Source organism: Paenibacillus sp. DMB20, assembly GCF_000987955.1.
Classification (GTDB): domain Bacteria; phylum Bacillota; class Bacilli; order Paenibacillales; family Paenibacillaceae; genus Paenibacillus_AQ.
Genome location: NZ_LAZU01000031.1, coordinates 104,976 through 128,784 on the forward strand (window position 1 = coordinate 104,976; position 23,809 = coordinate 128,784).

The 23,809-nt window shown below is 50.2% G+C and carries 18 protein-coding genes and 5 pseudogenes; 4 read left to right on the plus strand and 19 right to left on the minus strand.

Translation table 11 applies throughout. The features are described 5' to 3' along the window. Positions 1–83 precede the first annotated feature (83 nt). The 3 genes from XI25_RS15480 to XI25_RS15490 form a co-directional block, all read right to left on the minus strand. Positions 84–632: a GNAT family N-acetyltransferase gene (locus XI25_RS15480; RefSeq protein WP_046679374.1), complete on the minus strand. Its 549-nt coding sequence runs from the start codon at positions 630–632 to the stop codon at positions 84–86. A gap of 167 nt (positions 633–799) precedes the next feature. Then, entirely contained in the window at positions 800–1,342 is a 543-nt protein-coding gene (locus tag XI25_RS15485) for a phosphotransferase-like protein (protein ID WP_046679375.1), read from the minus strand. An 80-nt stretch (positions 1,343–1,422) separates the two neighbouring features. Next, the gene (locus XI25_RS15490; protein WP_046679376.1) at positions 1,423–2,181 is read right to left on the minus strand and encodes a sporulation protein; all 759 of its coding nucleotides are present in this window, start codon (positions 2,179–2,181) and stop codon (positions 1,423–1,425) included. Between the two features lie 341 nt (positions 2,182–2,522). Between XI25_RS15490 and XI25_RS15495 the strand changes: the two genes are divergently transcribed. Both XI25_RS15495 and XI25_RS15500 read left to right on the plus strand, forming a co-directional pair. Continuing rightward, positions 2,523–3,257, plus strand: coding sequence for an endonuclease/exonuclease/phosphatase family protein (locus XI25_RS15495; protein ID WP_046679377.1), 735 nt, complete (start codon positions 2,523–2,525; stop codon positions 3,255–3,257). 84 nt (positions 3,258–3,341) lie between these two features. After that, positions 3,342–4,175: an alpha/beta hydrolase gene (locus tag XI25_RS15500; protein ID WP_046679378.1), complete on the plus strand. Its 834-nt coding sequence runs from the start codon at positions 3,342–3,344 to the stop codon at positions 4,173–4,175. 131 nt (positions 4,176–4,306) lie between these two features. Here the strand turns inward: XI25_RS15500 and XI25_RS15505 are convergent, their stop codons facing one another. The 6 genes and pseudogenes from XI25_RS15505 to XI25_RS36310 form a co-directional block, all read right to left on the minus strand. Then, entirely contained in the window at positions 4,307–4,759 is a 453-nt protein-coding gene (locus XI25_RS15505; RefSeq protein WP_046679379.1) for a DinB family protein, read from the minus strand. A 93-nt stretch (positions 4,760–4,852) separates the two neighbouring features. Next, positions 4,853–5,503 carry a type A chloramphenicol O-acetyltransferase gene (gene catA, locus XI25_RS15510; RefSeq protein ID WP_046679380.1) on the minus strand — a complete coding sequence of 217 codons (651 nt, stop codon included), beginning with the start codon at positions 5,501–5,503 and terminating at the stop codon, positions 4,853–4,855. Between the two features lie 184 nt (positions 5,504–5,687). Continuing rightward, positions 5,688–5,969 (minus strand): DUF5367 family protein, encoded by a 282-nt coding sequence (locus XI25_RS15515; RefSeq protein ID WP_235439905.1) that lies wholly within the window; start codon positions 5,967–5,969, stop codon positions 5,688–5,690. Positions 5,970–6,095: 126 nt separating this feature from the next. Further along, entirely contained in the window at positions 6,096–6,683 is a 588-nt protein-coding gene (locus XI25_RS15520) for a TetR/AcrR family transcriptional regulator (protein ID WP_046679381.1), read from the minus strand. A gap of 199 nt (positions 6,684–6,882) precedes the next feature. Further along, a pseudogene (abc-f, locus tag XI25_RS15525) lies at positions 6,883–8,774 on the minus strand (ribosomal protection-like ABC-F family protein). A 235-nt stretch (positions 8,775–9,009) separates the two neighbouring features. Continuing rightward, positions 9,010–9,117 carry an RAxF-45 family protein gene (locus XI25_RS36310; RefSeq protein WP_442950403.1) on the minus strand — a complete coding sequence of 36 codons (108 nt, stop codon included), beginning with the start codon at positions 9,115–9,117 and terminating at the stop codon, positions 9,010–9,012. 270 nt (positions 9,118–9,387) lie between these two features. Here XI25_RS36310 and XI25_RS15530 point away from each other — a divergent pair, with 270 nt between their 5' ends. Beyond that, positions 9,388–10,482 carry an NAD(P)H-dependent flavin oxidoreductase gene (locus XI25_RS15530; protein ID WP_046679382.1) on the plus strand — a complete coding sequence of 365 codons (1,095 nt, stop codon included), beginning with the start codon at positions 9,388–9,390 and terminating at the stop codon, positions 10,480–10,482. Between the two features lie 181 nt (positions 10,483–10,663). Here the strand turns inward: XI25_RS15530 and modB are convergent, their stop codons facing one another. Both modB and modA read right to left on the minus strand, forming a co-directional pair. Continuing rightward, the gene (gene modB / locus XI25_RS15535; protein ID WP_152669147.1) at positions 10,664–11,350 is read right to left on the minus strand and encodes a molybdate ABC transporter permease subunit; all 687 of its coding nucleotides are present in this window, start codon (positions 11,348–11,350) and stop codon (positions 10,664–10,666) included. A 2-nt stretch (positions 11,351–11,352) separates the two neighbouring features. Continuing rightward, on the minus strand, positions 11,353–12,177 hold the full coding sequence (modA, locus tag XI25_RS15540; protein WP_046679384.1) for a molybdate ABC transporter substrate-binding protein: 825 nt from the start codon (positions 12,175–12,177) through the stop codon (positions 11,353–11,355). 169 nt (positions 12,178–12,346) lie between these two features. Here modA and XI25_RS15545 point away from each other — a divergent pair. Further along, positions 12,347–13,298 (plus strand): annotated as a pseudogene (locus tag XI25_RS15545) (substrate-binding domain-containing protein). 286 nt (positions 13,299–13,584) lie between these two features. Here the strand turns inward: XI25_RS15545 and XI25_RS15550 are convergent. The 8 genes and pseudogenes from XI25_RS15550 to XI25_RS36915 form a co-directional block, all read right to left on the minus strand. After that, a pseudogene (locus XI25_RS15550) lies at positions 13,585–15,856 on the minus strand (glycoside hydrolase family 3 N-terminal domain-containing protein). Between the two features lie 87 nt (positions 15,857–15,943). Further along, positions 15,944–18,244 carry a beta-glucosidase family protein gene (locus tag XI25_RS15555; protein WP_046679385.1) on the minus strand — a complete coding sequence of 767 codons (2,301 nt, stop codon included), beginning with the start codon at positions 18,242–18,244 and terminating at the stop codon, positions 15,944–15,946. Positions 18,245–18,259: 15 nt separating this feature from the next. Further along, entirely contained in the window at positions 18,260–19,594 is a 1,335-nt protein-coding gene (locus tag XI25_RS15560) for an MFS transporter (RefSeq protein WP_046679386.1), read from the minus strand. A 167-nt stretch (positions 19,595–19,761) separates the two neighbouring features. Then, positions 19,762–22,293, minus strand: coding sequence for a GH39 family glycosyl hydrolase (locus tag XI25_RS15565; protein WP_046679387.1), 2,532 nt, complete (start codon positions 22,291–22,293; stop codon positions 19,762–19,764). A gap of 225 nt (positions 22,294–22,518) precedes the next feature. Beyond that, entirely contained in the window at positions 22,519–23,031 is a 513-nt protein-coding gene (locus XI25_RS15570) for a hypothetical protein (RefSeq protein WP_052759620.1), read from the minus strand. Between the two features lie 21 nt (positions 23,032–23,052). Beyond that, positions 23,053–23,148, minus strand: a pseudogene (locus XI25_RS36910) (nucleotidyltransferase domain-containing protein); the annotation flags it as partial. 326 nt (positions 23,149–23,474) lie between these two features. Beyond that, positions 23,475–23,696 carry an S-layer homology domain-containing protein gene (locus tag XI25_RS15575; RefSeq protein ID WP_082112384.1) on the minus strand — a complete coding sequence of 74 codons (222 nt, stop codon included), beginning with the start codon at positions 23,694–23,696 and terminating at the stop codon, positions 23,475–23,477. Between the two features lie 54 nt (positions 23,697–23,750). Then, a pseudogene (locus tag XI25_RS36915) lies at positions 23,751–23,804 on the minus strand (hypothetical protein); the annotation flags it as partial. Between the last annotated feature and the right edge of the window lie 5 nt (positions 23,805–23,809).

Sequence of the window (23,809 nt, forward strand, 5' to 3'; positions counted from 1 at the left end):
TTCAATTCCATAGAACCGTAAAAAAGAAAGATGCGGCTTTCTGCCGTCCAGAAAGCACGCATCCGACTTGTTTGGTTTCGTAGTTATTCCAGCAATAAATACCAATATATAGCAATTTCATTGGTGTCACGATCAATGCCTCTATATAGATGCAGGTCGAAGCCGCCGATGGCAAAGCCATAGCTTTCATAAAATCTGCACGCTCCGACATTGTTGTTTTGCGTCTCCAGCATGATGCCGGTCAGCCCCTTCCTGCGAGCCCATTGCTGGACCTCGTCCATGAGCATGCGGCCGATGCCATGCCGTCTGTACGCGTTGTCCACCTTGATGTCATCCACGTAGGCGTATTGATTCCAGTTTCGCTTGACGACGACCAGACCTGCGATAGTCCCTTCTACATCCGCCAAGTAAATGACCTGATCCGGGTGATCCAGGTATTCTTCCAAATCCAGTTGATCGTCCGGTTCCTTCGGATACCGCTTCTCATAAGCCGGAATCGCCTTGATCGAATATCGGATCGAGTTGTCCTCCGTATACAGGGAGAGTACCGAATCCACTGTAAAGCGATCATCAATAAGGATGGGGTGGTCCAGATCCTCAGCCGTCAATTCCCTAATCGTCACTTTCTTCATGTTACCCGCTCCTTTTTCGATAAAAGTTGGATGATGATAACCTAAGCAGGAGCGGGGGACCACGGACTTAACGGTGGACCTTATCTGCTGTCATATGAATCGGCACCTTCCTTGTTATTTTTTTGTTCTATCGCAAGTGGAATTATCACGAAGCCACTCTCGCCATCCTATACCATGGCTTCCGTCCAAACCCTCTGCCAAAGCTGCTCCACCGTCGCCTCGGCAGACTGATTCGATGTGTCCATCCATAAGCCAATGTTTGGCGTTTCTTCGTGCAATCGGCGGTCCAGTTCGGCAACCGTCCACAATCCGTAACCTTTCTTCGGCCGGGCCGCTTCCCTACATGCCACCGATTCCGGACTCGGCGCCAGCACGATGACGTATAAAGGGCGGTTTCGGATAAACTCCACCGTTTCCTGAAGCATGTTTCCGATAATAACGTCCTGCATCACGACACTGAAACCGGCCTCAAAATAAGCATCTGCCGCCGCAGCGGAAATTTGATGGCGTAAACGCAGCTGTCTGACCGCTTCTCCCTCGGAGTCCGGCAGCATTTCCTCTCTCCCGCTGACGATCATTCGCCTGAAAGCATCACCGCGCAAATGAACGCCTCTATCAAATTTCTCCGCAAGAAGTTGTGCAACGGTCGATTTTCCCGAGGCCATTATTCCCGTGATCAGAAAAATCCCCCTATTTTCGTTGGTTAGCATGGATGGGCCACCTTTCTTCAACATCGAACACATAATTTTGTTTATAAAAATGGACGACGTTTCAATGGTCCGAACGCCATTTATCTCATTTGCCTTTTTAACAGATCCTCAAAGATGCCCGCAACATAGGCCGGTCCCTTCTTCAGATCATTGTGCTCCAGAATCAGCCGGCTCTGGCGTTCATCCATATCGAACGAGCGCTCCAGCCAACCGGATAATCCTTTGCCTTTGCGGTCCACCTCCACCAGAACCGTCAGACGATCGGATTCCAGGTACATAATCAGCTCCAGCTCCCTGATTCCTCCGGCAAATTCGGGTCCCGGGTAAAACTCGATTTCCTGAACAAAAGGAATTCCGCGGCCCAAGCGGGGATGATGCTCGCAGGTCGCCGTTTTGAAACGGAACCCGAGCTGCGATACCGCATCCAGCACAACCGAAGCATAAGGGTGGGGCGTAACTTCGATGAAATCCCGGTCCTTCGGATCGATCGCATATTCGATATCCAGACCCGTATGCAGCCAAACCGGCTGTCTGGACAAGGTTAGCGGCGTTTCCAGCGGCAGCGGAAATTCGAAAGGAATCTGCAGCTTATCTCCCTGCTTTACCACGAGACTGTCCGATACTTTAATTTTGGCGATCGTGTAGTCTTCCGAGAACTTCTTATCGTCATGCTCCCTGATGTACTCGGTCATCAACTTAACATAAATCCGGTCCACGTTTTGATCCGCGTTTCCGCCTTTTATGTGGATCATCCCTCTTACATCCTCACCCGGATAATACGAGGATTTCTCCAGATGCGTGTTCACCTCAACCGCTCCGATTCCTACGCTGGCCAACATTTTGTTAAAAAAAAGACATGTTTGCGCCCCCCCTATTCATTTGGATAATACGGATATACGCGTTAGAAAAAGGAAGGTTTCTTTTTAACGGATCCGCCATTCGTCATCGTAAGTCCTTTTTGATTTCCCGAATAGGTTCCATCCGGCTTTACGACTTTTTTTCAGCGGAGGCAGGATTCCACATATCTTCTCGTCAAAAATTTAGGTATGCTTAATATGATGTGGGCATTGATTTATTCCGTCCACGATATCGTTTTATAGTTCGCCCATCATGCCAACTCTTTTCAGACGGTTGCTCTTGTCAAAGGGGGCATGATCGGTCGATTAAGGGGTGATCAAACATGAGCCGGGATATTCGGCTTAAAGTAATGTCTTACAATATCCGCCATGGTCGGGGAATGGACGAACGGTATGATCTGCAGCGGATTGCCGGGGTGCTGCGGGATTCGTCAGCGGATATTATCGGTTTGCAAGAGGTGGACCGGCACTACGCGGACCGAAGCAGGTATGAGGATACCATATCGGAGTTAGCTCAGAATCTGGGCATGTTTTACCGATACGGAGCCAACGTCGTGTTGCCTCCCGAGGAAGGAAGAACAAAACAGCGGGAATACGGGATAGCTGTCCTCAGCAAATATCCTATCGTCTCTTCCGGTTATCATCCGCTGAACAGCTTTGATGACGAGCAGCGCGGTTTGCTCTCGGCGGAGATCGTCGTAAACGGCGCCAGCCTCCATTTTCACTGTGTTCACCTGGCGCTGGAGGAGCATCACCGGATCGCTCAGGTGGAGGAAATGGCAGGGATAGCCGACGCGAAGGACGGCCCCTGCGTCATCGTCGGAGATTTCAATGCCCACCCGGAAGGGCCGGAAATTGAAAGGATGGAGCAGAGATGCACGAATGTTTTTAGCGGCGCACATGCGGCCTATACTTTTCCTTCCGATGATCCGGCAGAAACGCTTGACTATATCTTCATCCATCATGGGCTGGAATACCGCGGCGAACGTGAAATTATTCAGTCTGCCGCTTCCGATCATTGCCCGATTGCTGCTTACGTGTACCTAAACGGAAGATAACTGTTTTTATCCGAAACAAAATGCTCTTATCCCCTTTCATCGCAGAGGCGAAGGGGATGAATCAGGATTAAAGGAGGCTTTTCCATGAATCCCGATGTTCGCAATATTCCATACGGCAGCCATGAAAGACAAGTGCTTGACATTTATTCGGCTTCAGCGAATGAGCCCGGTCCCGTTCTGATCTTCTTGCACGGAGGAGGTTACATAGGCGGAGACAAATCCGACATTCAAAGTTTCCCTCTTCTATCCATATGTTTAGACGCCGGGATCACGGTCATTTCGGCGAATTACCGTTTTATTACGTCTCACCCGTTTCCTGCTCCCATGGAAGACGGAACGCGGGTGATTCAATGGGTGCGTCACCATGCGGGAGATTATGGCTGGGACCCTGCGAAAATCGCTCTCTCCGGTTCCTCCGCCGGCGCCCACATTTCGCTATGGAACGCCATGAAAGGAGATCTGTCCAAACCGGATTCGGAGGACCCTGTGGAAAGATGCCCAAGCACGGTGTCTGCCGTCATTTCTTACGACGGTCAAGTCACAAAAGACCAGCATTTTTATAAAAAATACGACCTGGGAAACCGCCTGCAGCCCAATCTGCTGCTGTTCTACGGCATCGTGAGCGAGGAAGAGCTGGAGCATCCCGACATTCGGAAGCTTTCTTACGAAGCTTCGGCCATCAACTTTGTCAGTGCCGAGGCTCCGCCTGTTCTGACGATTTACGGTCTTGATTTCGGGCCCGTTCCCTTTCTGGAAGATACGCCGGTGTCCGAGATCATCCATCATCCGCTCCATGGCTCTTTCCTTAAAGAAGAGATGGCCAAATACGGCCGGACCTGCCTGCTCCGCCATGCAGGCGATCCTGTGTGCGAAGGGGAGCTGCTTCAGTTCCTACGGGAGGCGTTTCAACGGGTTTAGGAGTACCGGAGAATATCCGTCACTTTACCTGACAGCCGCGCACAGACTGAATAAAACCAATCATATGTCCATAAGGACCTTTGCGCCAAAGAGCCCAGGCATTGCTGCCTGGGCTTTTGGGCCGGATCGCTTTAGCGGAAAAACGGCACTTCTTTGACGCCAACCATACGCGCATAGATGAAAAGCTGGCCTTTATGATGAATCTCGTGATCATGCATCGCGGAAAGATAGTTTCTCTTGGGTCCCTGAAGCTTCGGATGCGACGAACTGTTCTGAGCCTCCAATTCCGCGTCCGTAATCGACTCATACGCGGCCTTTGTTTTTGCGGTAAAGTTCTTTACGGCTTGGCGCACGTCTGCCATCGTCACGCATTCGGGGAAGTCCGGCTTTGCCAATGTCTCCGTCTTGACCATGGAAACAAATGCGTCGTTCCACCCTGCAACATGCAGCGCGAGTTCGCTAAGCGACATGGCATCGTCGTGCGGCTTGAAATCCATATGCTCGTCCCCAATCGACTCCAGCAATTCCTCCAGTATATGGCGATGCTGCAGCCATTCGTTCATCATCTGCCCGGCTTGACTCAAATGAATTCCTCCCTCTTAAAATTGAAAATCATGATTGCGTCTCTGTTATATTTTATGATAATGATTCCATTTCATCCACTTCGCATAAATACTTCAAGGGAGCCAATGATGGGCATGGTCGGCTAATTCCTGCAGATTCTCCATAAACCTGCCGGCATGATATCCGTCGCAAACCGCATGATGCACCTGCAAGGAAACGGGAAGCAGCGTTTTTCCATCCTGATTGAAAAACTTCCCGCCTGTAATAATGGGCAGCAAAAAGTCGTACCCATTGTTTATGTTCAAATTAAACCCGGTAAAACCGACCCAAGGAATACTCGATATAGGAAAGGTATTTAGGGGGATGTCGTCTTTGGTAAACAGCCCCTTAACGTCGGCGTATTGCTTTAGGTCCTTCTGATAATTTTCATGAAAAACATGAAAATTATCGGAATACGCGGTCCAGATGCTTGAGAACGATTGGTCATCACGGTGAAAAATCGTATAGCTTGGCGTCATCTGTTCCCAATACCCCAGCCTCCCCTCATCGTTAAAGCAGGTTCGGAACTCCGGATGGGCGTTTACGGCTCTGCTGACCATATAAATAAAAGCGGGGTATAGCTTGATCCCTTTGCTCCGGAGCTGTTCCATAAGTGTCGTGACGTCTATGTTTGCCGTTATGCTGAATGTACACTTTTGGTTCAAGTAATGCTCGAAATACGGGCGTCTGGCCCACTTTTCCCGATCCATGAAATGAAACTTCATTTTTTGCGCCTCCTAAAATTTTATTTGAATTTATAGGAGGCCCGAATCCACTGATTTCACCAAGTTCCTCACTCCTTGCTGCTTAGACATGTCCGCCAGAGTTGCCGGTCTTCATTGAGAAGGGCACATCCCCACCGATCCCGAGCGTTTTTTTCAAATTCTAGGGAAACTTAAAGTTCAATTCCTACCTCACCGTTCCCGCCTTCTTCATTCGTTCTTGGAGAATGGCTGGAATGATCAAATACAAAGCGTAGGCAAACGACATCCAACAAGCAAACGCAATGATTTGCGATTCGCTGAGCCGGGGGAAAACATGGTGGTGATTGGCTAAAGAAAACGCGTCCAATATAAGCCCCACCATGGTACCCACGATTCCGAATTTCAATGCTGCGTTCCCCGATTTGTCGAATCGGAGATACAGCCGTGTAACCGCCAGCAATACAATGGCTGTTGCAGCTACGAGCACGAATATGCTCATGATAAAGGATGGCGTACCGGGATTAAATAAAAACCTGTTTTCCGAAAAGGACAAAAAACAAGGTAGCGCCAAACCATACAAGCAGCCCCCATAAAACCGTCACCCCATATCCCTTCATGTGACTTCCTCCTGATCGGTCATATGGCTTAATGATCCAAACAACAGCTCAAGCGCCTCATACATCCGATCCACAGGGAAATCCTTGATCATAAGAGCCTGCAGGGCCAAACCGTCCACAATGGCATTCAGCAGTACTCCCCAAGTCTCCAAGGGAATCCCCTTTACGGGCGGACGGGACCAGATTCGGGTCAGGTTATCGGCCAGCGCCTTGTTTTCCTTCTGCAATAAATCACCGATCTGCTCCCGAACCTTTTCATGATTTAATCCGGCAACCATTAACGTAAAAAAGAGCGTGTGATAAAACGATTCCCCGCTGCAGCGGCTTTTTGCCGTATCCAAAGCATGCTTCACCACGTTATCGCGGCTCCCTGACAATTCGTCCCAAGAACGTTCGCATATATCCTTTACCATGTCCAGCAATAATTGTTCCTTCGTTCTGAAATGGTAATAAACGGTTCCTTGCGTTACACCCGCCCTGTCCGCAACGGCCCTCAGCGTAAACCTCTCAATCCCTTGATCAGCCAAACACGCTTTGGCAAATGCGATGAGATCTCCTTTCGTGATCATGTTTGGTTTTGCCATTTCCCCACCTCGACTTAGTTATTCAACCGACTAACTTTGTTGATGTAAATATTACCATTAGGACTTGATGAAATCAACGTTTATATTTCAAATCCCGAAACAAACCTACTCTCATACTCAGCCAGGCTTGCTTCGGGACCTATACATTATTTTCCAGACACCTTTAAGAGCTTACATAATATTCGTACAGGCTGGGGTACTAGGGATTCACCTGCTCATAAAGCTCTTCCCACCGTTTTTCAAGCTCCTCCTTTTCCGCATATAATTGCTGCAAACGCTCCAGTTCCTGAATCTCTTCCAGCTTTTTCTCCAGCTCCGAAATCCTCTGCTCGATGACATCCAACTCCTGCTCCAGCCTGTCTTGGCTGAACCGCTTAGGCTTCTCTTTTTCCATTTCCCTTGACGGTGGCGCCATTTTGGTTTGACTAGTTGTTCCCGGCTGCCGCTCCGTTCTGCCCTGCTTTAGCTCAGCCATTTTTTCCTTGGCCCAATTGTAGTTGCCGTCAAAACGATGAATTTCCCGCGATTCAATCCAATAAATCTTTTCAAACAGCTTGTTGAGAAAATAACGGTCGTGCGAAACGGCCACAATCGTTCCGTTATAATCTTCAAGCGTATCTTCCAGAACCTCCCGGGATTCGATGTCCAGATGGTTCGTCGGCTCATCCAGTATGAGCAGGTTGATGTCTTGGTACATCAGCTGGGCCAAACGAAGCCGCATTTTTTCGCCCCCGCTGAGCTGGGAAACTTTTCGGAAGACCATGGGACCGTAAAATAAGAATTTCGCAAGAATTTGTCTCGCTTCGCCCTCCGCTGCCGGTACCTCGTTGCGAAATGCCTCAAGCACGGTCTCATTGTCCGTTTCGGAAAAAATATGCTGGGACAAATATCCGATTTTCACGCCGCTCCCCAGTTTTATCCCGCCTTCATCCGGATTCATCTGCTGAATGATTAATTGGATTAACGTGGACTTCCCGGTTCCATTCTCGCCCACGATAGCTACCCGCTGTTGATAGGTCACATGCATGTTGACGTTTTTGAATAACAGCTGCTCTCCAAAGCGCTTGGATACCCCCTGAAGCTGAACCACGTCCTTCCCGCTGCGGTGGGAAGCTTCCATCTCAAGATTCATTTTCCTGCGGTTCAGAACGGGGCGATCCAGCTTTTCCATTCTCTCCAAGGCTCTTTCCATATTTCTTGCTCTTTTGTGGAGGCCTTCATTAGGCGGATTGGCCCGGTTGGCCCATTCCCGAAGCCGCTTAATGGCCTCCTTCATTTTTTTTGATCTTCTTTTGCTGCTCTTCATAAGCCTGGAACTCCCTCAGCAGCCGCTCTTCTTTTTCCTTCGCGTAACCTGAAAAGTTCGTGTGGTAACACTCGATCTCCCCGTCCTCCAGGTCCAAAATCTTATTTGCGACCTCATCGAGAAAATAACGGTCATGGGAAACGACAACGACCGTTCCGTTATAATCCCGCAAAAATCCGCCCAACCATTCCACCGCCATTAAATCCAGATGATTCGTCGGTTCGTCAAGCAGCAGAAAATCCGGATGCTTCAGGAGGATGAGCGCCAGCCCGACCTTTGTTTTTTCGCCGCCGCTCAAAGCGGAAAACGGCTTATCCTGAAGATCGTTCATGTTCAGGCCGTGAACGACTTTTTTCGATATTGGCCTCGATTTCATATCCGCCTTTTACCGTGAACAAATCCAGAGTATCCCCGTATTCGTTCATTAAGGCCTCCAGCTTTCCCTGGTCCGTTTCCCTGCTCATTTCCGCCTCAAGCCGCTTCATCTTATCCTCCATCTGCAGAAGCTCCGAGAACGCCGTTCTCAATACATCCCTGACGGTTGAGCGGTTCTGCAGGTCCGGAATTTGGGCAAGATAACCGATCTGCGATCCCTTTTTCCAATGGATTTGCCCGGCATCGGGCGGCTCCTCGCCTGCCAGAAGCCGAAACAGCGTGGTCTTTCCGCTTCCGTTCCGGCCCACCAGACCAACCCGGTCCCTTTCCTTGATTTCAAACGAAATATTCTCAAAAATGGAGCTGCCCCCATACATCTTGGTTACTTGATGAACACTGCAAGCGATCATGTGTTTATTCCTCCTTTTGATTTAAACGCAAAAAAGCCATGGAGAATACAGCACTCCCCATGGCTGGCGGACACAAGCAGAATCGTTTCCTTCGTCCTTCTCAAAGGGCGATGGAATTTCTGCGAGAAGCATAAGCGAAGCATGATGGAACTTTATGCTTAGCCTATACAAAAAAAGGAGAGCATGAAAAGCTCCCCTTCAACCGTCCGTATTTAATGTGGGTTTAGAGATGTTTTCACCGTTTTAGACTTGCTATGAGGTTGTTAAAAAAGGACATACGTATCCCGTTAACAACCGCAACGGCAAATTTCGCACGGCAAAAGTATAAAAAATTCAGTCCAATAACCGCGCGCTAAAACAGAATGATTAAACATCTCTCCCCACCTCCGTTTCTTAACATAGTTGATACCATTTTATTCGTTATCGCATGATTTTTCAAGTTTTTGGATGGATTCGATGCCCAAATATCGCTATCATTAGAGAATAAAGGTTCATGGAATCGTCAAATCTTGAGTTTCTGTCTTGTTTACCTTGACGGGTTGGGGGCTGACGGGAGGCGCGAAAGGCGAAAGACTATCGGCAAGACTTCAAATGAAAAGAACGGAGCTGAGTCATGATGAACTTAACGACAAAGTTATGCGAAACGCTGAGCATCGCGTATCCGATCGTGCAAGCCGGCATGGCCGGAGGAGCGACCACCGTGGATTTGGTGGCGGGCGTATCCGGGGCCGGGGCCCTGGGAACGCTGGGTGCCGCTTATATGGTGCCGGACGATATCCGGACCGCGATTCGGCATATTCGCAAGCAAACCGATAAGCCGTTTGCGGTGAATCTGTTCGCGGCCGACATGACGGACGACGCGACACGCATCGGCGAAGTGAATGAAGTGCTGCGCGGCATGCGTTCCCGGTTCGGACTTGGTGAGCCTGCCTCCGAGGTTCATACTCCGGACCGGTTCGAGCAGCAGATTCAGGTGCTGTTTGACGAGGAGGTTCCCGTCATCAGCACCGCATTCGGCATTCTCCCCGCCCCGTTTATGGAAAAAGCGAAACGCCGGGGCATCCGGGTCACGACGATGGTGACGACCGTCCGCGAAGCGATCGAGGCAGAGCAGGCAGGCAGCGACGTTATTGTGGCCCAGGGCAGCGACGCCGGGGGACACCGCGGCACGTTTGACGTCGGGCTACACCCGAACGGCGCCAATATCGGAACGTTCTCCCTCGTTCCGCAAATCACGGACCAGGTTCGGGTCCCGGTTGTGGCGGCCGGCGGGGTGATGGACGGACGCGGCCTGGTCGCGGCCTTGGCCCTTGGGGCAAGCGGCGTTCAGCTCGGGACAAGGTTCCTGACCGCCGCCGAGTCGGGAGCACATCCTGCTTACAAGCGGGCCCTGTTGGACAGTACCGAAGAGAGCACCGTCATTACACGTGCATTCTCGGGCCGTCCGGCGCGGGGAATCCGTAACGCGTTTATCCGGACATTCGAAGAAAGCGGAGTTGAACCGCTGCCGTTTCCGACGCAAAATTCGGCAACGAATGAGATCCGCAAGGCTGCGGCGGCCATGAATAAGGTGGACTATATGTCCTTATGGGCCGGTCAGGCCACTCGCCTGTTGACCGATGGGGACACCGCCTCCGCCATCGTGCAAGGGCTGATGGATGAGGCAAGCCGGCTGCTGGGCCGCCTTCAAGGATTGAGCCGGGAATAATCTTAATAGGGGCGGAATCAACGGTGTATTCGAATATGCCGAAGTCTTGGCCTTTAGGCATAATCAAATTCATCCGGAGGAAATGGAAGCGACGAGTCAAAAAAAAAGAAAAAGCAGGAGCGCGGTTCCTGCTTTTTCTCGGCTTGAGACAAACTTTTTGAGTGCTATCCAAAAAATCACCTTAAGGGGTGGTTTTATCCACTGTTTTTCGCCCCACCAGCAGGAGCATGAAGAAGGAGATGATAATCATCATACATGTCCAAGCCCATGCCATCGGAGCGTTGCCCGCATCCACCGCAATATAAATCGCAGTCGGTATGGTTTGCGTTTTCCCCGGGATATTTCCGGCAATCATCAAGGTTGCCCCGAATTCGCCAAGGCTGCGGGCGAAGCCGAGTACATAGGCAGTTATGAACGATGGAAAAGTTAGAGGAAATGTGATATACCGAAACACTTGCCATTCGCTTGCTCCGATTGAACGGCCCGCATCCTCCAATTCCCGGTCAACGGATCCAAATCCCGCCTTCATCGTCTGATAGACGAGAGGAAAGGCTACGACGACCGATGCGATAACGGCAGCCGACCACGAAAACACGATCGGCGCGTTGAATAAAGACTCGATAAATCGTCCAAACGAACTTTTTCGGCCAAGCAGTACCAAGAGCAAAAAACCAACGACCGTCGGAGGAAGTACAAGAGGCAGCATAAACACCGTTTCAACGAACGTTTTCCCTCTAAACGACCCCAGACGCGACATCCACCAAGCGGCAATCAGACCCAAGATAACAACCAATACGCTCGATAATAACGCGACTTGCAAAGATAGCTTGACAGGGGGCCAAAACTCATCCCAATGGATATTTGTCATCATCACTTCGGTATCGAAAATCCGTATTTCGCAAATACATCCAAGGATTCCTGGGATTGAAGGTATGCATAAAAGTCCTCGGCCTCTTTGCTATGCTTCGTAGCTTTAACAATTCCGATGGGATACTCAACAGGCGCATAGGATTGGGGATCGATCGCAAAGGCGATTTTTACCGCCTGCGAAGTCAAAGCATCCGTCTTGTACACGAACCCGGCATCGGCATTTCCGGTTTCCACGTATTGAAGGACTTGTCTGACGTCTTTCCCTTGCACGATTTTGGCTTGCAGGTCATCCCATAGTTCGGCGTTCGTGAGTGCTTCTTTGGCATAACTGCCGGCAGGCACGCTTTCAGGGATGCCGATGGCTATGTTCTTGATCCCCGCTTTAGTCAATTCGTTCATGCTGCCAATCGTCGTTTCAGCATCCTTAGGAATAACTACGACCAGTTCGTTGGTCAACAGTGTTTTTTGTTTGTCTTTATCGATCAATTCTTGATCCACGAGCGCCTTCATATTCTTGGTTGCCGCAGAAAGGAATAAATCCGCCGGTGCTCCTTGTTCAATCTGCTGCTGCAAAGCGCCGGATGCGCCGAAGCTAAAATTCAGTTTTACGGTTTCCGCCTTGGATTCATATGCCTTCTGGATTTCTTTAAGGGCATCGGTTAGGCTTGCGGCTGCTGAAATGGTTAATTCTACGGTTTCATTTGAGGATGGAGCAGTACTGCCGTTATGTAATGCCGATTCTTGTTTCGCGCCACATCCGGAAACCAACAAAACCATGGCGAAGGCTAAAATCAAAGCTGTACTACTTTTAAAGAATTTATTCATCGTCCGCCTCCAAATTATATTTAGATATAATTAAATATGTTTAGTTATAATTATATATATATCATGATCATATTGTAAACCTGATTCGCCATGCTCTTATGTCTAATTGTGATAAAATAAAGATTATTCACAACTGCGGCCAATTGCTTAGAACGGGGGAAGTTAACCAATGTCTAGTGATATATCCTATACGACTGAAGAAATCGCTAAACTTTTAAAAAATATCCAAGCTCACGGTTTACGATTTGATTAAAAAGGGAGAACTGCTATCCTATCGGGTCGGTAAACAAATGCGCATAGACGCAGCCGACCTTGAAGCATATAAACAACGAGCCAAGGGGATTGCAAATGGCCAAAGGTTAGCAGAAGCGGAGCCTCCATTGACATCCCCCGCTCCAATCCAATCGTATGGTATCCGCCCTCTGGTCATTACCGGCCAGGACGTCAGCCTGGATATTCTGGCGAAGCATATCGAGAAAAACATATCAGGGGTAAGACCGCTCCGTTCTTATGTCGGCAGCCTGGATAGTCTCATTTCCATGTACAAAGGTGAATCCGATATCGTCAGCACTCATCTTTTAGATGGCGATACCGGAGAGTACAATCTCCCCTATATTCAAAGAATTCTCGTCGGTTCATCTTATCTTGTTGTGAATTTGCTCTCAAGGCGGGCCGGTCTTTATGTTCAGCAAGGCAATCCATACCAGCTTTGCAATTGGAACGATTTGAAAAAAAACGGATTACGGCTTGTTAACCGCGAAAAAGGTTCAGGAGCCCGGGTTCTGCTCGATGAGCAGCTGCGTCTGCACGGCATTCATCCGGGCCAAATCGAAGGCTATGATTCGGAAGAATCCAATCATCTAGGGGTAGCCGGGAAAGTAGCGTCCGGCGATGCGGATGTGGGGATCGGAATCGAGAAAGCGGCTTCGATTGTTGGCAACATCGAATTCATCCCATTAATTCAAGAACGTTACGACCTTGTATTCATTAAAAAAGCGGAAAACCTTTCTTGGATTGATTCCATCATTCGCATTTTAAAATCTGAAGTTTTCCAAAATGAACTTCGCGCGATTCCCGGTTACGATTTGTCATTGACGGGTCAAGTCCTGTACGAGACCTGACCATGCAATCTAGGTCGTCTGACGCTCTCCCCTCTTCCAATAATCCCTTTTCCTCCCAAGAAAAAAAGCCGATGAAAACCAGGCGGGATTCCTGAGTTTCGTTCGGCTTTTAAATTAACGGGGGGGGGGGGTTGCTCTACGGCTGCGTGTTCAACCGGCTGAATCCGCCAAACAAATGGGTGCCCCCTGATGGGACACCCTATGGTTGTCATATCCTCGTCAATTGACGGCCGCCCTCGGCTGCAGTTGGTGCTTTTTGGGGCGTGATCATCAGTAACGATCGGTTTTAACGGACCTTGCGGTATTTTCTCGTACGTTCATCGTCAATGATCCCGTTCCAGTTCAATCCAAAAGCAAAATCATACGCATGATTCTCCGAATCCACATGGCATTCCATGTCAAACGCAACGTCCTCAAACTGCTCTTCAACCGTTCTCATATGGGCCGGCATTTGCATCGGCAGGAGACCGGACGGTTCCGCCTCGCCCGTCAGCATTTCCATGATTGCCTGATCCTGAACGCCAAAGTGCGCCATAATCGCATCCACTTCCGCTTCAAACTCCCCGACAACGGTCGGATTTGTCAGCAGCATGGAGACGATAACCGGTTTTCCCTTCATCATTTCCTTCGTCTCAAGCACCATGTTCAAATCGGTTGTATTCTGGGGCGTAACGGTCTTCCCTTTGTATGAACGGTTCAGTGGGCCGTTTTCGCACGGTTCCCCGGCAAGGCTGACTTCACGCGCATGCTCCGCCGTATACGGCTTATATTGAAGGCTGAGCGGCACATAGCCGTTTCCGCCCCGTTCCTCGTCCTGTTGGCTGTAGCCGGTTCCCGACTTCGGCGTGGAGATAAACGCCAGCCCGAAATCCGCTTCATCCGGATTGTCGACGACTTCAAAATATTTTGAAACGACGGCCAAATTCACCGGATGCTCCAAACGTTCCGGCGTCGGATTGCCGAACCAATCCTTGCCGGCAGCCATAAACCGTTTCGGAATGTAGACTTTGCTCATCCGCTCCCGCGGAAGCACCCCGTTTTTATTTTTCAGCATAACGATCGATTTAAGCTGCGCTTCATAGCCTTCCTGCATGAATTCCGGATTCCCCACGATTTGCGCGCTTTTCTCCGGATCGAGATACGGATTTTCAAACAGGCCGAGGCGGAACATGTTTTTCAGCAATCGAACGGCGGATTGTTCAAAACGCTCACGCATAAAAGCTTCCCCATGTTCCCGAACACCCATCCGATACGCTTCCAGTACGGGCTCGATCTCGTTATTGCCGCCGAATTGGTCTACACCGGCCATCAGCAGTTTGTAATGCCGCTCCGCAATCGTCAAGCTCTCAACGCCCCACGGCTTTCCGCTAAGGAACGAATCCCGGGCGCCGGAAACGTCCGCCGTAATCCCCCCAATCCGTGCAGACCACGCCGTCGTAACCGTATTTTCCCCGAAGCAAATCCTTAATCAAATAGGAGCTGTACGAGTTGCCGACATTCTCGCCGTTCATAGTGTCCTGATCCAGGGAAATCGTGTAATAAGGCATGACCGCGGAAGCCCTTCCCGTTTTTCCGTCCAGCTTGAAAGCACCGTCCACAAACGGGATTAAATGCTCGTCAAAATTGTTGCCCGGATATACCGCATACTTCCCGCAGCTATAGTGGGCATCCCTTCCGCCTTCGCCTGATCCACCTCCCGGCCAGTGCTTTACCATCGCATTGACGCTGTCATATCCCCAGCCTTCGGCTATCTCCTCGTCTCCGTCCGACGTTTGGAGCCCATCGACATAGGCACGCGCCATATCCGCTGCAAGCTTGGAATCCTCGCCAAAAGTACCGTTAAACCGGAACCAGCGCGGATCCGTGGCGATATCGATTTGCGGAGAGAGCGCCGTCGCCAGGCCGAGCGCACGGTATTCCCTGGAAGCAATCTCGGCGAATTTTTTCGTGATCGCGGGATCGAAGGTAGCGGCTAAACCCAGCGTCTCCGGCCACATCGAAATATGTCCGCCTGACCCTGCATTGAACTCCGAGCTGGCATCCGTGGCATGACGGGGATCGGAACTGTTGTTGGCCGGAATGCCAAGCCCGGAGCCTTCGGCAAACGCCTGTACTTTATTGTTCCAACGTGCCGCCGTTTCCGGACTTTCCACGGTGGTTACGAGTACGTGCCTCAGGTCATTGGCCAGAAAAGCGATCTGCTCATCCGTCAGCTCCCACGGCTTCGCTCCGCTCTCCTCATACGGTTTGCCTTCATAAGTACCCGGAAACCAGCCGCTGCTTGCAGCCGGGATCGATTGGTGCCGGCTGTAAAGCATGAGTCCCGCGATTTGCTTGATCGTCATTTTCGTAGCCAAGTCTTTGGCCCGTTCTTCAGAAGACAGCCGCCAGTCCTCATATTTATCCAGCTTGCCGTCACGGTTCAAATCCTTGAAAAACAATCCGTCTTTCTCTATGATTCCGACGCCTGAACCGGGGAAAATCCCCAGTGCTGGGCCACCCGGATTTTTTACGTACCGTATGGTGCCTTCTGTCTCTTTGATGTTATGACTGCTCATTCCGGTTTCCCTCCACCTCTATTTCTTTCGAATATCACGCCGCAATCAACGCGTGTGCATTCGCTCGGCCAACAAATTCCATCGGAATCACTGAAGTCCAAGCTTTTCGTTAAGGTCATCGATCAGTGCCGCCAGCTGATCTTCCGACATTCCGCCAATCATGCCTCCGAGGGAACGAAGGCCATCGTACTTCTTCCACTGCACGACGGCATCAAACAGCTCCGACAATCCGCTGTCCATGCTTTCGGCAAACATGGCTCCCATCTGCTTGATTCGTTCCATGCTCAGCTCCATGATCTCCGCCGCCATCGGGGCGGTTTCAGGAATCGCAAGCAGTTCGAAAAACTTGGTGTTCCGGGTCACCTTCTTGAACGGAACGCCTGTCGAGATCAGTTGGATCGAAGCGGCGAGCGGCGTTTCCGCGGAAGACGGACCGACCAATATCTCATAGGCTCCGGTTTCGGCGAACCAGTCCTGAATTTCCGTGTTGTAGTAAGCAAACGAACGTTTATCAAGCTTGAAGCTTACCGTTTTGGCTTCCCCCGGTTCCAAATGAATCTTTTCGAAGCCTTTCAGCTCCTTCACGGGTCTGACCACGGAACTGTCGATTGGCTTTACATACAGCTGCACAACTTCCTTGCCGGCCACTTGCCCCGTATTCCGAACCGTAACCGTAACGACCGCCGTATCCGTATCCGTATCCCTCATCCGTTCCCTGTCCACCGAGATCTTTTCATAATGGAACGTCGTATAGCTTAGGCCATAGCCGAAAGGAAACAACGGCTCTTCCTTTTTGGCCTCGTAATAACGGTACCCTACAAACAGCCCCTCGCCATAGAATACCTCGCTCTTGCCTCCCGGGAAGTTCAAGTAGGCCGGCGTTTGCTCCAGCGCTGCCGGAAACGTCTCAGCGAGTTTTCCGCTCGGATTCACTTTGCCGTAGAGAATATCGGCCGCTGCGGTACCTGTTGCCTGACCGGCAAGATACCCTTCCAGAACGGCCTTAACATCGGACAGCCATGGCATGGCGACAGGCGATCCGTTAGAGAGTACGACTACGGTGTTCGGCTGTGCAGCCGCTACCTGCCGAATAAGCTCGATCTGGGACGACGGCATATTCAGATGCGTACGGTCGATCCCTTCCGATTCAAAAGAGTCCGGCAGCCCTGCAAAAATGACGGCCACCTCTTTGCTTGACGCCAGTTTCACGGCTTCGGCAATCAAGTCTTGGTTCACCGTATCGCCTTTCAGGCTGTAACCTGCCGCATAGGCAACCTCGCCGTCCGCGGCCTCAACGATAGCATCGTAAGCGGCATCAAGACGCGTAGGGGCAATGTGGGAACTGCCGCCCCCCTGATAGCGCGGATGCTTGGCGAATGCGCCAATCACGGCCACCGATTGCTCGGGCTTTAGCGGAAGAATGCTGCTTTCATTCTTCAGCAGCACCATGCACTCCGCCGCGGTACGGCGAGCGAGCCCGTGATGCTCTTCTTTGTCATAGGCAAAACCCGGTTTCTTATGGTCATAAGCTTTGAAAATAACCGTTAACAGTCGCTCTACAGCAGTGTCTAACACATGTTCATCCAATTCACCGGACTTCACGGCATCTATAATCATCTGATCGTGCTCCGGCCCAACGTACGGCATTTCCAGTTCGAGACCAGCCCTCAATCCCTTAACGCGCTCATTGATGGCTCCCCAATCCGTCATGACCAGGCCGTTATGGCCCCATTTCTTTTTGAGCACCTCCGTGAGCAGGTATTCATTCTCGGAACAAAACTCCCCGTTCACCAGATTGTACGCGCACATCACGGTCCATGCGTCGCCGGCCGTGACCGGTCCTTCAAAGCTGCGGAGGTAAATTTCGTGCAGCGTCCGTTCATCGACCACCGCATTGATGGAGTTGCGAAGGGTTTCCTGGTTATTGGCGGCAAAATGCTTCACCGAAGTCCCTACGCCTTCCCGCTGCACACCGTATACGTGAAACGTTCCCATCTCCGAGGAGAGGTACGGATCCTCGGAGAAGTATTCGAAGTTCCGTCCGCAAAGGGGAGAACGTTTAATATTAACGGCCGGGCCGAGTATGATCTGCACATCCTCAGCTTGGCATTCCTCGCCGATCGCCTTGCCGACTTCCCGGATCAATTGCCGATCCCATGAAGAAGCGAGTCCGGCACCGCTTGGGAAACATGTGGACGGAACCGTTTTGCTGGACATGTCTCCGAGGTTGCCCTGCTTCCGCAGTCCATGCGGGCCGTCCGTCATCGAAATCGACGGGATTCCTAGCCGCTCTACCGGCTTCGTCTGCCACATGTTCAGTCCGGAACACAAGCTTGCCTTCTCTTCGATGGTCATTGATTTAATGATCTCTTTTATATTTCTGCTCATGGGTAAGCTCCCTTCTTACGTATGATGCATGCCTGGTGTCGTAATGTCTGGAATGCCGGTTTCCGCACCGCCTTCGGTGGCTACAGGCTCTCCTATTTCCGGCAATGGCTTGATGCTGATCATGCCAAGGACCATAAATGCCGCAAGGGCCAGGTAGAAGAACGTCCAACTGCCGATCCCCGTCATCGTTCCTGAGCTAAGGAGAAACGGCGCAATGGCCGGCACAATCGATTGAGGCAGCGCGTTAGCCACGTTCATGATGCCGAAGTCCTTGGCCGAATCCTCTTTTCGGGGAAGAATCCGGGCTACCAGTGCCATATCGACGGCAGAGAAGCAGCCGAATCCGAGCCCCAGAACGGCGGAAGCGATGACAAAGGCGTAGTAATTCGGAATAAACGCGAATACCAGCGTAGCCAGAACCATAATCAATGCAGACATATACAAAAACGGTTTTTGCTTGCGGAACTTATCGGACAGCATGCCGCCAAAGATACTTGTAACCGCCATCGCAATCATGGAAATGATATTGACGGTAGCCACGCTTGCCGTAGCCTGCGCTTCCGTGTATCCCATCCGGTTCACGAGCATGACGGTAAGATACAAGCTGCTGCAGTATCCCATCATCAGCAGAAACTTGGATACGACCGCCCAAGTGAATGCCGGGAAGCGGCGCGGGCTGGGGTATATTTTGCTGAGCTTTTCGCTAAACGGAATCGCTTCTTTTTTCTTCCGGACGATTTCCACTTTGCCGTCCTGGATCAGAAACAAGCTGAGAATCGGACCCACGATCCCAATCGCCGAAATCAAGGCCCATTTCGTTAACGATGAAGCGTCCGTCATAAAAGTCATGATGACCATGCCGACCGCAATCGCAACGGGCATTACCAATCCCAGCATGCCGGATACGGTACCTTGTCTTTCTTCCTTAACCTGGTCGGGTATAAGCGCGGTATATGCGGCCATTCCGAAGTTGAAGAACAGCTGCGCGACGGCCCAGCCGATCATGATCAGCCAGATCGAAGACGTCATGCCGATCAATAAAAGAGCAGCACACCCGATGAAAGGCCCGATCAGTATCCACGTCCGCCGGCGGCCGAATGATATATTGGTCCGGTCGCTGATGGCGCCACCCAAAGGATTGCCGATCAATGCGAAGAACGCCCCGACGCCGGCAACCAAACCGTAAGAGGATGTATAACCGTTCGGATCAATCTCGATCATCTTGAATGTCAGCAACAGCGTTGCCGGTGTCATCAGTGCCAGCATCATGCAGCCGTAGCCTACCATGATGCCGAAAGTCAGCCGGCCCAAAGGCGTGCGAACCGGATCTTTCCCCTTAACTCCAGCCATTTTCATGCCCCCCCTCGTCTTTTGAAAACGATTACAGCCAAATTATAAACAAAACCGCCTTCTTCAAGACAGGCGGCTTGTTATAGTCTTATGGGGCTATTTTTAATCTGTTTTTTGTAAACGCTTTATCAATTTTGACCGGGGGGCATAAAAATGAACATAATTTCTTAATGCACCGGCGAAAGCTCGATCAACTGCACCTCGTGCGGTCCCAATTGGGAACCGATGGATGTCCCGTTCTCGATGTCCAGCACCTGCACATGCCTTCTAGGTTCAGAGCTTCCTTTAAGGTAAGCGATGTCCTCGCCGGTCAAGGATGCCGGGGCCCCCATCTCCACCCATGCATCATAGCTGCTGCCATGCTTGCGGCTAATGGTGCGGGTGACCATTTTATACGATCCTTTCGGCAGGCCGGCAAGTATGATGTCCATTTTTAAGGTCTTCTCATTTTTGAACCCGTTGTACCTGTGCGTCTCATCAATAAATGAAATGTCCCCCTGTGCATATAGATCATCATAATGACAGTAATTGTAGGTCAAGATCTGATACCCGCTGTTATTGGCCGTTACGACATAACCGTCCCCTTTGGCGATCAGACGGTCACCCAGCTTGGAGAGCAGCCGGTATGCATTCATTGCCGCTTTAGGAATGCCGTATTGTGCGATGAGGCCGAGGCCGCCGTGAAATAATTGAGGGGACGGAAACGTCTCCTCGATGTTGTCGCTCAGCACCCAGTAACCGAAACCGTGGATGGCATCCAGGTTATCCAGGATATTTTTGGCGATATAGGCCGCTTTATACAAGGTGTCATTGGTTAATTCGCGGTGATAAGCGGTCGAGTTCCATTCCGTCAGATAAATCTCGCGTCCCGAAAGACCCTGCTCGGCAAGCATTTCCAGCTCTTCCCCAAGCTTGTCTTTCAGAAAATCTGGATTTGACGATATTCCTCCAAACTCCTCCTGCAGCTTTCGATAAACACCGGGATCCAAAGTGAGATCCATATGCTCCGTATTCACTACGTTCCCGATCTCATCATGCGGATAAAAATGAAGAGGGATAAAGTCGGGAAGGCAGTGATTCTCCCGGCAGAAATCAAAAAAACGGAGGGTAACGGACCGCGAATTTGCAGTGATGATCCGTCCGGGGGCGCCGATTTGCAGGGCTTCGGAAATTCCTTTTACCGTCCGGTAGGTTCTTAAATACAGCTCATGATATTCCTCTTCCGCGGCAGGCCAGAACACTTTGAACTCGGGCTCGTTCCAAAACTCGAACTTCCAGCCGGCGACCTCGGCCGCACCGTAACGGTTCATGCAGTGGCGGACAAACTCACCGACCAGAGCGCACCACTTATCCAGGGATTTGGGCGGACTGGTGTAACTGGCCCTGTAGAACACCCTCTTATCCGGATCGGCTGCCAGGGCGGAGGGCATAAAACCAAGCTCCACGAACGGCTTCAGCCTAATGGACAGCAAAAAATCGAACAACTGGTCCACCAACCTGAAGTTATGGCGGGGCTCTCCCGTTTCATCCTCGTCGTATACCATCATCCCGTCGTCAAAAATCCCGTGAAAGCGCAAGTACCGGAACGAACAGTTTTGCTGGACATATTTCAGCTGCTGCTGCACGTCCGCATGGAGTCCTTCTTTCGCCTTCCCGATCGTGATCAGGTTCCTCCATGTATGTTTGAGCGCTTTCCCTGCAGCCGCCGCGTCGATCTCATAAACCCTGGTCTCGATGGCTTGAATCGGTACGTCCTGGGCCGATTGGCTACGCTGCAAATACTGACGGATGATGCCGAGCGCGCTGGATTGATTGAAATGAAGGTAATTCGAAGAGATGTCTTTCTGTCTGCGCTCCATTCCCTTATCCGGACGGTACTGCTTTCGGTATTCATGAGGGGTCATATGGTAGCGGTTCTTGAAGGCGGCGTAAAAGGATTTGGCATTCGGGAATCCATGGCTTAAAGCTAAATCGGTAATGGGCAGATCTTCATAATGGAGCAGATCCTCCACCGCATTTTTCAGGCGTATGCTTGTCAAATAGGATTGAAAGTTCAACCCTATGTTTTCGCTGAAAAACTTGGACAGGTACGGCATGGATAAAAATTCGCGTTCGGCAATGGTTTGAAGGGAAAGCGGTTCTTTGTAATGCTCGTCAATATAGTTGATGATGCGCAGCATCCGTTCCATATATTTCTCGTTGATGGCGCCGCCGGAATCGGAGGTTTTGAACCGCTTCATCAGAATGGAGAACACGGCCAGCATGCGTATGCCCATATCAAGCTCGTAGGCCTCCCCCATCTTATGCTTGAGATGCACCATTTCCGCCAGCAGCTGGCGAATCTGATCCAACGCTCCTTTCTGCCCAGGTTCGGCTGTATGGGATTCGCAGATGAAGTTGATATCCTCGATTCCTTTGATATTTTCTTTCAGATAGGACATGGGAATCAAAAACGTAGCGATAATATTCATGTCCAACCCAATAACCTCATGAACGTGGCTTGAATTGATCAAGAACACGTCTCCCTCGGTCAGCGTGTGCCGCTCATTGCCCACGGTCGCTTCCAAAGTGCCGCGCAGCACAAAAATAATCTCCACGCTGTTATGCCAATGGCTCGGCACATAATTCACGCGATGCAGAGATACATCAAACGGCAAGTGGTCCCCGGTCTCCACCAATTCGAATATGGAAGATTTCAAGCCGATCCCCCCCCTATCTCTATTGTTCTAAAAGCTCGTGCCATACGGGACAATACGTCTAATCCTCAATAATGTATTGTGTTTATCGAGACATTATCCCCCTCTTTTTGGCAGGCATGCTCCTTATTCCTATATCATAAGGTTTGGGTTCCTCCACTTTCAAATGGAAGAAAACCGAGCAAAGGCAAGGGTGAGTTCCTGCTTATCGCTCGGCTTGAGACAAATTCATTGATAGGTATGTAATATATTTTGGCACCAGTTAATCAAAATAGAGTAACATTGATCAATTTCTATGTTACTTTTACAGGCCAGCATTTTGCGGTTGTTTGAAAGATCAATGATCTCCTTATCCAGTCCACTGAGCTTGGTTGATAACTCAGTTCTGCTTTTTACATAGTTGCCTGTTTCTAATCGATGCTTCGCTTGCAGGATATAAAAAGTTCCTTTTAGTAATTTCATTAAAGATAAAGCATTGTTATTACCATAAATATAACTATGGGATATGGCATGGTATAAATTTGCAGCACCGATTGTCACGCTCTGTTTTATATATTCATTGTTGATTTCGGGTATGAAATGACTCATTTCTTTATATAACGGTTTTGTATCATGGTAAAGTTGGAAAAGATCGTGTTTCGGCCAATTCATTAATTCGTTTTTCCCGCATATGAAACCGCAAGCTTTATCATGAAACGGCATGGCTGCAATCAATTTCTTGTATAACAGCATATCGGCCAAATCAATTGTATCCAGAATTAAAACAATATCAATATCGCTTTCGGCCGTGGCCTCTCCACGTTGATAGCTGCCCTGCAGGCCAATAAACTGTACCCTGTCCGAAAACGTATCGAATATTTTTTTCGGTCAGTCCGTCCGTCCAGTTTTCTATATCGAAATTCTTGTTCACTTTATACGCCTCTTTTATAAATTTTATTTAATTACGAAATTCTCAGTTAGTAGAGTATACTATCATTTCACGTTGAATCATATAAAAAAAGCCGAGGATACACAGAAGTCATTTTCTGCGTTTTCGCTCGGCTGGCAGTCTAACATTTTAAACATAACTCGCAGTCTTGAATCGGGAAGGACACAAATGGATTCCTCCATATCCCTAATTTGGCTAAGTAAAATCGGAATAGGGAATCACGGGCATTCCCCTGCCCAAAATCCATCGGCTGTACTTACTCGCTCAGCATCGAAAGGATTACGCTTATCGATTCTGCACGGGTAGCATGGTCATTTGGCGCAAACGCGCCTCCGCCTCTTCCTTGAACAAGTTTGGCTTCCAATGCCGCAGCCAAATACGGTTTGGCCCAGGCAGGAATTTGTTCAGCATCCTTAAAGGAAACCTTGGCTTGCGAATCCAGAGGAAGATCCTTCGCCCTGGCGATCATCACAGCCATTTCAAGCCGGGTGACTTTTTGTGCCGGACGGAAGCTGTGATCGGAATACCCCGTAATGATTCCGGCTTCTATGGCCCCAGCAATAAATGGTCTGGCCCACGAAGGAATCCGGT